We start from the raw sequence: 12,843 nt of genomic DNA on the forward strand, positions 1-12,843 counted from the left end.
GGGCCCCGGCGTGCCGGGGCCTGTCTGCGCTTCAACGGCCGCGAGCCGCGCACGACGAGGCGGCGGACCGATAACGATATCGAGAGGGCGGCAATGACGACGCACGGGTGGGGCAGTCGGATTCTTGTCGGCGTGGCGCTGGCCGCGCTCACGTTGCTCGGTGCCTGCAACGGCAACGATTCGGGCGAGCGCAACCGGCTGCCCGGTTTCGTGTCCGGCAGCGTGCGCACGACCGCCTATGACGGCTCGAGCGACGACCTGCTGACGGCCGGCCTCGGCAAGACGGGCCTCGCCGTCGCCACCGCGCCCGCGTTCGCGAATCCGTCCCGTCCGACGAGCGCCGAGCTGCGCCGCCTCGCGATCTGGTCGAACTACCGCGCGCTCGTCGACATGAGCGCGAACGGCGGCTACGGCCGCTTCTGGGGGCCGAACGTCGACCTCGACGGCAACGACACGCTCGGCGAAGGCAAGATTCCCGGCACCGAATATCTCGCGTATTCCGACGACGGCAGCGGCCGCAAGAACGTGACGCTGCTCGTGCAGGTGCCGGCCAGCTTCGATCCCGCGCAGCCGTGCATCGTCACCGCGACGTCGTCGGGTTCGCGCGGCGTGTACGGCGCGATCTCGGCGGCCGGCGAGTGGGGCCTCAAGCGCGGCTGCGCGGTCGCGTACAACGACAAGGGCGGCGGCAACGGCGCGCACGAGCTCGGTTCCGACACGATCACGCTGATCGACGGCACGCTCGCCAACGCGGTGCTCGCCGGCAATGCCAGTCTCTTCACCGCGAACGTGACGAGCGGCGACCTGGCCGCGTTCAACGGCCGCTTCCCGAACCGCTACGCATTCAAGCACGCGCATTCGCAGCAGAATCCCGAACAGGACTGGGGGCACGCGACGCTGCAGTCGGTCGAATTCGCGTACTGGGCGCTCAACGAACAGTTCGGGCCGCTGCTCGACAGCTCGCATCACGGCGTGCGCTACCACCCGGGCGACATCACGACGATCGCCGCGTCCGTCAGCAACGGCGGCGGCGCGGCGCTCGCGGCGGCCGAGCAGGACACGCGCCGCTGGATCACCGCGGTCGTGGTCGGCGAGCCGCAGGTCAACGTGCGGATGGCGCCGAACGCGGTCGTGCGCGAGGGCGGCCGGCCGGTGCCGTCGTTCGGCCGGCCGCTGGCCGACTACGCGACGCTCGCGAACCTGCTGGAGCCGTGCGCGGCCGCGTCGGCGTCGCTCGCGGACGCGCCGTACCTGAGCGCGCTGCCGGCCGCCACCACGCAGTCGATCCGCACGCAGCGCTGCGCGACGCTCGCGGCGGCCGGGCTCGTGGCGGGTGCCGATACGCAGAGCCAGGCCGCCGACGCGCTCGCCCAGCTGCACGCGGCCGGCTATCTCGCCGATTCCGACCTGCTGCAGGCGTCGATGTGGGATTCGCAGGCGATTCCGGCGATCGCGGTCACCTATGCGAACGCGTACACGCGCTCGCGCGTGACCGACAATCTGTGCAATTTCAGCTTCGCGACCACCAGCGCGGCGACGGGCGCGGTCGCGCCGCCCGCCGCGTCGCCGATGCCGGCCGTGTTCGGCCTCGGCAACGGCGTGCCGCCGACGGCCGGCGTCAATCTGGTGTTCAACACCGGCGCGGGTGTCGACCACCGGCTCGCGACGCCCGACGCGAGCTTCGCGGGCGCGCTGTGCCTGCGCCAGCTGTGGACCAACGGAATGCTCGACATGCCGGCGAACGTCGATGCGGTGCGCGTGAACGCGAACCTGCAGGGCAAGCCCGCGATCATCGTGCAGGGCCGCAGCGACGCGCTCGTGCCGGTGAATCACGCATCGCGTGCGTACGTCGCGCAGAACAGCCTCAGCGAAGGCGGCCGCGGCCAGCTCGTGTTCTACGAGGTGACGAACGGGCAGCACTTCGACGCGTTCCTGCCCGTCGCGGGTTTCGACTCGCGCTTCGTGCCGGTCCACTATTACGACCTGCAGGCGCTGAACCTGATGTGGCGGCACCTGAAGAACGGCGCTGCGTTGCCGCCGTCACAGGTGATCCGCACGGTGCCGCGCGGCGGCACGCCGGGCGCCGCGCCCGCGCTGACGAGCACGAACCTGCCGCCGATCTCGGCGTCGCCCGGCGCGAACGCGATCACGGCCGGCGCCGGCGCAGTCGACGTGCCGCTCTGACGGCGCCTGCCGCGCCGCGTTTCCGAAGCCGGACCACCGTCCGGCTTTTTGCTTTTCGGCGACTGGAATCGGTCCCGTACTGGTCTTTATCGGAATGGCACGTGCTGTAACAAATTATTACTTTACGGCGGAAAACCCGGAATCTAATATGCGCCGGTATTTTCACTTAATTTAATAAATTACCGTAGAGAAAACATTCCTTTCCATATAGTTAATCGATCCTTTCGATTTTATTAAATCGGCTCGAGCTGGGATTGGTCGCCGTTTTGCGATTAATCGACATCTCGCCGAGAGGGATCGTTCGTCTGTTCGAAGCGGCGGCGCCTTGCCTGGCCGGCTTTGCAGGGAATACTTTTGCCTGCGATTTCTCGTGCATGCGGATCACGGGCCTGAATTCGCATTGCCGCGCAGTATTGAATTGCCGGTCGCAATGGAATTGATTCCATTGCGCGGTGGCGGAATATGGGTGGGGTAAATCATGCCGGCCGGTATTCGTCGATCCGGTAAAAACTCGGGGTGCATCGCAAAACGAATGCGCTCCCGGTGCGGAGCGCCGGCGCGAATGATCCTTTGCGCCGGCGGTATTTATCGTTCTGTTCGAGAGGCAATAATGACGACACTGAAGTCCTTGAAAGACGGTTTCGCGCTATTTGGAACGACACTGAGCATGCCGCTCGCCGCAGCCGCGGCCGCGGCGCTGCTCGTCACGGGATGCGGCGGCGACGACGGGTCCGGCCCGGCCGCCGCCACCGCGGCGGCGGCGACGACGTCGAACGGCAGCACGTCGGCCAGCACCGACGCAACGGCTGCCGTGGCCGACCAGCCGTATGTCGACAACGACGTGTACGGCACCGGACCGGACGACGCGGTCACGGATTCGACCGAAGGGGCCGCGGTCGTGCACCGTCAGGTCACGATCGGCGGCAAGACCATCAAGTACACGGCCACCACCGGCCACCTGACCACGATCGATCCGATCACGTCGGCGCCGAACGCGAAGATGTTCTACGTCGCGTACACGCAGGACAACCCGGACCCGTCGAAGCCGCGCCCGGTCACGTTCTTCTACAACGGCGGCCCCGGCTCGTCGTCGGTGTACCTGCTGCTCGGCTCGTACGGGCCGAAGCGCCTGCAGTCGTCGTTCCCGAGCTTCACGCCGCCGGCCCCGTACAAGCTGCTCGACAACCCGGACAGCCTGCTCGACCGCTCCGACCTCGTGTTCATCAACCCGGTCGGCACCGGCTACTCGGCGGCGATCGCCCCGGCGAAGAACAAGGACTTCTGGGGCACCGACCAGGACGCGCATTCGATCGACCGCTTCATCCAGCGCTACCTGACCAAGTACGCGCGCTGGAACTCGCCGAAGTTCCTGTACGGCGAGTCGTACGGCACGGCGCGCAGCGCGGTCGTGTCGTGGGTGCTGCATGAAGACGGCATCGACCTGAACGGGATCACGCTGCAGTCGTCGATCCTCGACTATGCGAATGCGCTGTCCGCGCCGGGCACGTTCCCGACACTCGCGGCCGACGCGTTCTACTGGAAGAAGACGACGCTTAACCCCACGCCGACCGATCTCGACGCGTACATGGTGCAGGCCCGCAATTACGCGGACAACACGCTCGCGCCGCTCGCGCAGAAGCCGAACCCGCAGGACGGCGGCTTCGTGAACGTGCGGCTGAACCTGAACCTGCAGACCGCGCAGCAGATGGGGGCGTACATCGGCACGGATCCGACGTCGCTGATCCAGACCTTCGGCAACCCGGCCGCGCTCGGCAACGTGCCGTCGTCGGACGACAACCCGCCGTACACGTTCTTCCTGACGCTCGTGCCGGGCACGCAGATCGGCCAGTACGACGGCCGCGCGAACTTCACGGGCAAGGGCATCGCGCCGTACATCCTGCCGAACTCGGGCAGCAACGATCCGTCGATCACGAACGTCGGCGGCGCGTACACGGTGCTGTGGAACAGCTACATCAACACCGATCTCAAGTACACGTCGACGTCGTCGTTCGTGGACCTGAACGACCAGGTCTTCAACAACTGGGACTTCAGCCACACGGACCCGACCGGCGCGAACCGGGGCGGCGGCAATACGCTGTATACGGCCGGTGACCTGGCGGCGACGATGAGCGTGAACCCGGACCTGAAGGTGCTGTCGGCGAACGGCTACTTCGATGCGGTCACGCCGTTCCACCAGACCGAGCTGACGCTCGCGCAGATGCCGCTCGATCCGACGCTCAAGGCGCGGAACCTAACGATCAGGAACTACCCGTCGGGCCACATGATCTACCTGAACGACGCATCGCGGACCGCGCTGAAGGGCGACCTCGGCAACTTCTACGACGGCATCCTCGCGAACCGTACCGCGCTGCAGCGCGTCTTGAAGCTGCAGGCGCGCACGCAGCAGCTCAGGCAGCAGCAATTGCAGCAGCAGGGGCAGTAAGCGCAGCGGGCGGCGTGCGCGCCGCCCGCGCGATGCGATGCGCGTCGCCCCGGTTCGCCGCCGGGCCGTGCGCGGATCTCACCGCCCCGGATGGACGACAGCCCGATCGGCGCAGGCCGGTCGGGCTGTTTTCTTGTGCGGCGGGAGACGGGCCGGCGCGTCATGCGCCGGCGGGCACAAGGAGATAACCGCGGCGGAAGGGCGCCCGCGCCGCTTACGCGAGCACGAGCCGCACGCCGACCGCGACGAGCGTCGCGGCAAGCAGGTTGCGCAGCAGCCGCTCGGGCGCGCGCGCGGACAGCAGGCTGCCGAGCACGATGCCGGGCAGCGAGCCGAGCAGCAGCGACAGCAGCATCGACCAGTCGACCGAGCCGAGCAGCCAGTGACCCATGCCCGCGATGAGCGTGAGCGGCACCGCGTGCGCGATGTCGGACCCGACGATGCGGGTGGTCGCGAGCATCGGATACAGCAGCAGCAGCACGGTCACGCCGATCGCGCCGGCGCCGACCGACGTCATCGACACGAGCACGCCGAGCACGGCGCCCGTCAGCACGGTCGACCACAGCGTGCGCGCGGGGCTCGGCGCGAGCGGGTTGCGCGCGGCGAGCGCGGTCAGTTGCGGACGGAAGATCAGTGCGAGCGACGTGAGCAGCAGCGCGATGCCGAGCACCAGCTGGATCATCCGCGCGGTGCCGGGCGAATTCATCCCGTGCGTGTGCAGCACCCACAGCGTGACGGCCGCGGCCGGGACGCTGCCGGCCGCGAGCCGGCCGGTGATGCGCCAGTCGATGGACCCCTTCAGCCCGTGGACGAGCGTGCCGGTGGCCTTGGTCGCGGCGGCGTACAGCAGGTCGGTGCCGACCGCCGTCGCGGGGTGGACGCCGAACAGCAGCACGAGGATCGGCGTCATCAGCGAGCCGCCGCCGACGCCCGTCAGGCCGACGAGAATGCCGACGAACAGGCCGGACAGGGAGTACAGCAGATCGATATGGGGAAGCGACATCGGAAGCAGGCGGTTATGCGGCGTTCGGCGGCGGCGCGCGGGTCAAAGTCTGCCATTGTCGCAAAAGTGGCGCGTCGATGTACGACTACGTTAAAAATTGACCGGGAAAGTCCACCGGACGGGCCGTTCGCGGCGGGTGAAACGGTCGTTTGAACGGGCGCCGGGCCCGGCGGGGCGGCGCGCCGGCGTCGGCAGGCGGTGCGGCCGATGCCTGGCTGTCGGACGGGGCGCGCCGGATCGGGGAGGAAGGCGGGAGCGGGGCGCGACGGCGCGCCCCCCGGTCGAGGCGGGGCGGCCGTCAGTGCATCGCCGGGCCGGCGCCCGGCACGGCGTCCTGGCGGCGGATGCGCAGCGCGAGGCCGAGCAGCCCGGCCGCGGCCGCGCATGCCGCGCCGACCGCAAACGCGGCGTGGTAGCCGCCGTTCAGCGCGTCGAGCGGCGTCGCGCGAGCGGCCGCGAGCACATCGGTGCGCGCGGCCGCGAGGCTCGCGAGCACGGCGAGGCCGAGCGCGCCGCCCATCATGAACGCGGTGTTGACGATGCCCGACGCGAGCCCCGAGTCGGCCGGATCGACGTCACTCATCGCGGCAAGCAGCACCGGATTGAACGCGACGCCCGCGCCGATGCCGAGCAGCGTCATGCCGGGCAGTACGTGCCAGACGAAGCCGCCGTCCGCCGGCGCGCGCGCGAACAGCGCGAGGCCGCAGGCGGCGATCAGCAGGCCGGCCGCGATCGGGCCGCGGATCCCGAAGCGCATCACGATCCGCGCCGACAGCCCGAGCGAGAACGCGGCCATGATCAGGTTCGCCGGCAGGAACGCGAGCCCGACCTGCAGCGGCCCGTAGCCGAGCACGCGCTGCATGTAGAGCGCGGACAGGAAGAACCACGCGAACATCGCGGCGGCCCACAGCACGCCGATCACGTTCGCGAGCGCGACGTTGCGCGCGGCGAACAGCGTGAGCGGCATCAGCGGATGCGCGACGCGCGCCTCGATCGCAACGAACAGCGCGAGCAGCACGACGGCCGCGCCGATCAGCACGACGGTCTGCGTCGACAGCCAGCCGGCCTCGTTGCCGCCGACGATCCCGTAGACCGCGAGCATCAGCGACGCGGTCACGGTGACCGCGCCCGCGACGTCGAGGCGCGCCGCGCCGGCCGGCGCGCGCATGCGCGGCAGCAGCGCGATGCACATCGCATGGACCGCGATGCCGATCGGCAGGTTGACGAGGAAGATCCAGTGCCACGACAGCGTGCTCGTCAAGAGCCCGCCGAGCAGCACGCCGATGCTGCCGCCGCCCGCGCAGACGAAGCCGTAGACGCCCATCGCGCGTGCCCGTTCGCCCGGTTCGGTAAAGAGATTCATGATCAGCGACAACGACACGGCCGAAACGATCGCGCCGCCGAAGCCCTGCACGGCGCGCGCGGCGATCAGCATCGTCTGCGATTGCGCGAGGCCGCAGGCGAGCGACGCAAGTGTGAACACGACGAGGCCCGCGAGGAACATGCGCCGCTGGCCGTACAGGTCGCCGAGCCGGCCGCCGAGCAGCAGGCAGCCGCCGAACGTCAGCAGGTATGCGTTGACGACCCACACGAGGGCCGTCCCGGTGAAGTGGAGGTCGGTGCTGATCGACGGCAACGCAACGTTCACGATCGTGCTGTCGAGCACGATCATCAGCACGCCGAGGCAGAGGACGAGCAGCGCGTACCAGCGCTTTTCGCCGTGGATCCCGTGGGTCATGGGCCTGCCGCCTTCTGACAGTTGTTTGAAAGGCTGCATTGTAGACGTCGGCGGCACCCGCTTCCTGCCGGTTTGTGGCAGGAGCGACGCGTAGCGGCGGCGGGTGTCGCGCGGCGCCGGACGTTATCCGCGTGGCGGCAGTTCGCAGCCGTCGGGGCCGCAGGCGGCCGCGTCGTCGCCGGCGAGTTCGACGATCGCACCGTCGCGCCACGCCTGCTCGAGCGCCTGCGCGAACACGTCGGCCGGCTGCGCGCCCGACACCGCGTAGCGGCCGCCGAACACGAACAGCGGCACGCCGCGTCCGCCGATCTGCGCGGCGCGCGCGATGTCGGCCTCGACTTCGTCACGGTATGCGTCGCTGCGCAGCACGGCGTCGACGGCCGAGCGCTCGAGCCCCGCTTCGACCGCGAAGTCGCTCAGCGCCGCGTGGTCGAACAGCGAGCCGTGCTCGCAGAAATAGGCGCGGTACAGGCGTTCGGTCAGCGCATGGGCGCGGCCGGTCGCTTCCGCGAGCTTCACGAGCCGGTGACCGTCGAGCGTGTCGCCGACGACCGTGCCGGGCAGGTCGTAGCGGAGCCCGACGCTCGCGGCGGCATCGGTCACCTGGCGCAGCATCTGCTCGACCTGCGCGGGCGACATCCGGTACTTGCCGGCGAGCATCGCCTCGACCGGCTCGACCGGCTGGCCCGGCATCAGCCGGTACGCGCGCAGCGCGACGTCGACGTACTCGGCGTGCGCGAACGCGGCGAGCGCCTCGTCGAAGCGGCGCTTGCCGATCCAGCACCACGGGCAGATCAGGTCGGACCAGATTTCGACGGTCAGGGTCGGGCGGGCAGTCGGGGCAGGGGTGGTCGTCATGGGCGGTCCGGGGCGGCAAATAAATGTAACCGGGACTATATCACTTTATGCTTCGACGCTTCGCCGTGGCCTGCCCCGGGCGGAACGGGCCGGCCTTCGACGCATCACGAAGCATGGAAACGGACGGCACGTAACGGTAGCGATTGCCCATGCTGGCGACGGCGGCATGTCCGGCGACCCGGCCCGCGGAGCACGCCGCTTACGCGTCGCCCTGCGTTTCCTTCAGATGCTTCAGGTGCTTGTAGACGGTCGCGCGCCCCATCCCGAGCACGTTCGCGACGTAGTTCGCGGCGCTCTTGCCGCGGAACGCGCCTTCCGCATGCAGCGCCTCGACGAGTTCGCGCCGGTGTTCGCGCGTGAGGCCGTTCAGGCCGACCTGCCGTTCGCGCAGCCAGCCGTGCAGGAACGTGTTGATGCGCTCCTGCCAGTCGTCGCGGAACAGCTCGTCGGGTTGCGCGACGATGCCGGCGCCCTTGATGAACACGTCGAGCGTCGCGCGGACGTCGTCGAACACCGCGATGTTGAAGTTGATGCACATCATCCCGGCCGGGCGGCCTTCGTCGTCGAACAGCACGTTGCTCACGCAGCGCATCCGCCGGCCGTCCCAGTTCAGCTTCTCGTACGGGCCGATCACGCGTTCGCGGGCCGAATGATCGATTTCCTCGAGCGCCGAGTCGTCCCCGACCTCGCGCTTCGACAGGTTGTTCGCGAGGTACAGCACGGTCTGGTCGTGCAGGTCGTGGATCACGACTTCCGCGTACGGGAAGAACAGCGCCGCGATGCCGTCGGCGATCGGTGCATAGCGGGTGAGCAGCAGGTCTTTGACGGGGGATTGCTTCTTGCGCATCGGAATCGCCATCTCGGGTGAGCGGGGGCCGGGCGGTGCGTCGACGCGGCGCGCCGGCGTGCCGTCGACCGGCATGTCCGTGCGCCCGCGCGCTGCCGCCGCGGCGGTTGCGCCATTGTATCGGCCCCGCGTGCGCGTGCCGCTCATGCGCGCATCAGGTGCGTGTACAGCGCGTGGGCGATCGCGATGTCCTCGAGACCGAGGCCGATCGAGCGGAAGAACGCGTGACGCGTGCGCGACGGCGCCGCGCAGGTGCCAGCGACGAGCGCGGGCAGGTCGCCGACGATCCGCTCGGGCGTCCAGCCGTGCCGGGCCGCCGCGATCTGCATCTCGCCCGCGCTCGCGGGCGTCGTGTGCCGGTAGTCGCAGTACACGTCCATGTCCGGCAGCCACGCGGGCGGGATCTCGTGTGCGCGCGCGACGTTGGTGCTGATCGACGTGACGAGCGCGGGGCGCGTGAGCATGCCGTCGGCGAGCACCGGCGTGCCCGACGACGTGCACAGCATCACGACGTCCGCATCGCGCACGCACGCCTCGACGCTGGCGGCCGGGCGGGCGCGCGGATCGATCTGTGCGAGCGTCGCCTGCAGCGCCGGGTCGCCGGCGAGTGCGGGCGAATGAACACTGATCGAAGCCCAGTCGCGCAGTGCAGCCGTGTGGCGCAGATGCGCGAGGCCGACCGCGCCCGTGCCGATCACGGCGAGCCGGCGCGCGTCGCGCGGCGCGAGGCAGTCGACCGCGAGCGCCGTCGTGCCGGCCGTGCGCTCGACCGTCAGCAGCCCCGCATCGCACCACATCAGCGGCTGGCCGGTGCGCATCGACATCAGCGCGGTCCATGCGGTGACGATCGGTCTCCCGTCGGGCTTGCCGCCCGTCACGACGTACGGCGACAGCTTCGCGCCGAACACCTGCTCGTCGGCGAGCACGCCGAGGTACGTGATGAAATCGCCGGCCTGTTCGGGGAACGGCGTGAGGGTTTGCGGCGGCTGCACCGCGCGGGCCGACGCAAGCGACGCGAACATGCGGCGCAGCGTGCCGAGCACGTCGAGCGACGGCAGCGCCGCGCGCACCGCGGCTTCGTCGACGGTCAGCGGCAGGGTCGGGGCGGGTTGCGTCATGGGACTTCTCCGGTCGGGGGCCGGACAGGACTGTCTCGAAAGAGGGCGTCCGGCCGTGTTCGTAATGGATTAAAAGTCTAATATAGACAAAAGAACTCGGGTAGATTTTTCTTTTCGAGACTCGATCGCGCCGCCTGTCGAAGGAAAAATCTCGATAAATCAACGGGGTTTGGCGTGATCGACAACATTGCCGCCGACCACGGCCGCGCTGCGATTATCGTATCCCCTATAGTCTATAGTAGACTAAGAGTCTATATTTGGCGTGTGGATACAGCGTGTCTGCCGTACGGCGGCCGGCTGCATCGCATGCCGATCCGGCGGCCGGCAACGGCGTCGCGCGATCGGTCTTCATCGCCTCAATCCGGAATCGAAGGAAATCCGTCATGAACTGGAAGCTTTCCCTCTGCGCCGTCGCGGCGCTTGCATGCGCGACCGTCACGGCCCACGCGGAACAGACCACGCTGCGCTTCGGGATCGAAGCCGCCTACCCGCCGTTCGAGAGCAAGACGCCGGCCGGCCAGCTGCAGGGCTTCGACGTCGACGTCGGCAACGCGGTCTGCGCGAAGCTGAACATGAAGTGCGTGTGGGTCGAGAACGCGTTCGACGGGCTGATCCCGGCGCTGCAGGCGCGCAAGTTCGACGCGATCAATTCGGCGATGAACATCACCGCGAAGCGCAAGCAGAGCATCGACTTCACGCCGCCGATCTACGTGGTGCCGATCGTGATGGTCGCGCACCGCGGCTCGCCGCTGCGGCCGGATGCCGCGAGCCTGCGCGGCAAGCGCGTCGGCGTGCTGCAGGGTTCGTCGCAGGAGGATTTCCTGAAGGCGCACTGGGCGAATGCGGGCGTGGCCGTCGTGTCGTATCAGGACCAGGACCAGATCTATGCGGATCTCGTCGCCGGTCGTCTCGACGCGGCCGTGCAGGAAGCGCAGACCGCGCAGGACGGTTTCCTCGACAAGCCGGCCGGCCGCGACTACCAGATCGTCGGCGAGCCGCTGAAGGATCCCGCGACGCTCGGAGAAGGCACCGGCTTCGGGATGCGCAAGGGCGACACGGCGCTGCAGGCGAAGATCGTCGGCGCGCTCGATGCGTTGAAGAAGGACGGCACGCTGAGCGCGCTGTCGCAGAAGTACTTCAAGCGCGACATCGTCGCGAAGTAAGCCTGGCCGCGCGCCGGCCGCGGTGCCGGCGCGCGTCGCACCGAATCTCGACGCAGTACGGAAAAGCATGGATTTCGACGTCATCGTTCTGGGGGCCGGCATCGTCGGCGTATCGTCGGCGCTGCATCTGCAGGATCGCGGGCTGCGCGTCGCGCTCGTCGACCGGCGTGCGCCCGGCGAGGAAACGAGCCACGGCAATGCCGGGCTGATCGAACGCTCGTCGGTCGTGCCGTACGCGTTCCCGCGCCGGCTCGGCACGCTGCTGCGCTACGCACGCAACCGCTCGGTCGATCTCTATTGGGACTACAAGGCGCTGCCCGCATACGCGGGCTGGCTCGCGCGCTTCTGGCGCGAATCGTCGCCGCAGCGGCTCGCGGCCGCCGCGCGTGACATGCTGCCGCTCGTCGCGGCGAGCGTCGTCGAGCACGACGCGCTGCTCGCGCGCACCGATGCGCAGCCGCTCGTGCATGACGGCGGGTGGATCGAGGCGTTTCGCTCGCCCGCGCTGTTCGATGCAGAAACGCGCGCGCAGCAGCGGGTGGCCGACGCGCACGGGTTGCGGATGAGCGTGCTCGACGCGCACGCGTTGCGCGAACGCGAGCCCGGCATCGGCGCCGCATTCTGCGGCGCATTCCACTGGCAGGACCCGAAGACCGTGTCGAGCCCCGGCGGTCTCACGAAGGCATACGCGCGGCTGTTCGAGCGCGAGGGCGGCACGTTCGCGCTCGGCGACGCGACGACGCTCGCGCAGGTGCGCGACGGCTGGCAGGTCGATACCGAACACGGGCCGATCTCGGCCCGATCGGCCGTGGTCGCGCTCGGGCCGTGGTCCGATCACGTGTTCGCGCCGCTCGGCTACCGGATTCCGCTGCGCGTGAAGCGCGGCTATCACATGCATTACCGGCCGACCCGCCCGCAGCTGAGCGTGCCCGTGTGCGATACCGAGGAGGGCTTCGTCGTCGCGCCGATGGAGGGCGGCCGCCTGCGGCTCACGACCGGCGTCGAGATCGCACTGCGCGGCGCGCCGCCGACCGGCGTGCAGCTCGCGCGTGCCGAGCCGCTGGCGCGCGACGCATTCGGCATCGGCGAACGGCTCGACCCGGCACCGTGGCTCGGGATGCGGCCGTGCACGCCCGACATGCGGCCGGTGATCGGGCCTGCGCCGCGCCATCGGCATTTGTGGTTCGCGTTCGGCCATTGCCACCACGGACTCACGCTCGGCCCCGCGACAGGACGGTTGCTCGCCGAAATTATGACGGGTGCGCCGACCTACCTCGATCCCCACCCGTACCGGCCCGCGCGCTTCGGCTGAACCCGTCGCGGCGGGTTGCGGCCGTCACGGTTTTTCATTCGGATTTCCGCATTATCGAAATCCGCGCAACCGGATATGGTCTGCGTAATTGATCGGAAAGAAATCGCGATATAAGAAAATCAGAAAACAAGCGATTTATCAACGCATTTTCATGGAAATGCAATGTGAAACAGGTGG

9 protein-coding genes are annotated in these 12,843 nt (G+C 69.0%); 4 read left to right on the forward strand and 5 right to left on the reverse strand.

Annotated elements, in window-relative coordinates:
- Window positions 1-93 precede the first annotated feature (93 nt).
- Both DIE22_RS12370 and DIE22_RS12380 read left to right on the forward strand, forming a co-directional pair.
- Entirely contained in the window at window positions 94-2,184 is a 2,091-nt protein-coding gene (locus DIE22_RS12370) for a D-(-)-3-hydroxybutyrate oligomer hydrolase (protein ID WP_124605204.1), read from the forward strand.
- A 610-nt stretch (window positions 2,185-2,794) separates the two neighbouring features.
- Window positions 2,795-4,627: a S10 family peptidase gene (locus DIE22_RS12380; protein ID WP_124605205.1), complete on the forward strand. Its 1,833-nt coding sequence runs from the start codon at window positions 2,795-2,797 to the stop codon at window positions 4,625-4,627.
- 214 nt (window positions 4,628-4,841) lie between these two features.
- On the opposite strand, the gene DIE22_RS12385 is transcribed toward DIE22_RS12380, so the two are convergent.
- The 5 genes from DIE22_RS12385 to DIE22_RS12405 all read right to left on the reverse strand — a co-directional run bounded on the left by DIE22_RS12385 (window position 4,842) and on the right by DIE22_RS12405 (window position 10,191).
- A complete protein-coding gene (locus DIE22_RS12385; RefSeq protein WP_124496930.1) occupies window positions 4,842-5,630 on the reverse strand; it encodes a sulfite exporter TauE/SafE family protein in 789 nt (262 codons plus the stop codon).
- Window positions 5,631-5,928: 298 nt separating this feature from the next.
- On the reverse strand, window positions 5,929-7,368 hold the full coding sequence (locus DIE22_RS12390; protein WP_124605206.1) for a DHA2 family efflux MFS transporter permease subunit: 1,440 nt from the start codon (window positions 7,366-7,368) through the stop codon (window positions 5,929-5,931).
- A 123-nt stretch (window positions 7,369-7,491) separates the two neighbouring features.
- The gene (locus tag DIE22_RS12395; RefSeq protein WP_124605207.1) at window positions 7,492-8,226 is read right to left on the reverse strand and encodes a DsbA family oxidoreductase; all 735 of its coding nucleotides are present in this window, start codon (window positions 8,224-8,226) and stop codon (window positions 7,492-7,494) included.
- Between the two features lie 199 nt (window positions 8,227-8,425).
- Window positions 8,426-9,220: a transcriptional regulator gene (locus tag DIE22_RS12400; RefSeq protein WP_124496927.1), complete on the reverse strand. Its 795-nt coding sequence runs from the start codon at window positions 9,218-9,220 to the stop codon at window positions 8,426-8,428.
- Window positions 9,217-10,191, reverse strand: coding sequence for an ornithine cyclodeaminase family protein (locus DIE22_RS12405; protein WP_124605208.1), 975 nt, complete (start codon window positions 10,189-10,191; stop codon window positions 9,217-9,219). Before DIE22_RS12405 ends, DIE22_RS12400 begins: the two co-directional genes overlap by 4 nt.
- A 383-nt stretch (window positions 10,192-10,574) precedes the next feature.
- Here DIE22_RS12405 and DIE22_RS12410 point away from each other — a divergent pair, with 383 nt between their 5' ends.
- Window positions 10,575-11,354, forward strand: coding sequence for an ABC transporter substrate-binding protein (locus DIE22_RS12410; protein ID WP_124605209.1), 780 nt, complete (start codon window positions 10,575-10,577; stop codon window positions 11,352-11,354).
- Window positions 11,355-11,421: 67 nt separating this feature from the next.
- Window positions 11,422-12,666: an NAD(P)/FAD-dependent oxidoreductase gene (locus DIE22_RS12415; protein ID WP_124605210.1), complete on the forward strand. Its 1,245-nt coding sequence runs from the start codon at window positions 11,422-11,424 to the stop codon at window positions 12,664-12,666.
- Window positions 12,667-12,843 lie beyond the last annotated feature (177 nt).

Source organism: Burkholderia sp. Bp9142 (assembly GCF_003853415.1).
GTDB lineage: Bacteria > Pseudomonadota > Gammaproteobacteria > Burkholderiales > Burkholderiaceae > Burkholderia.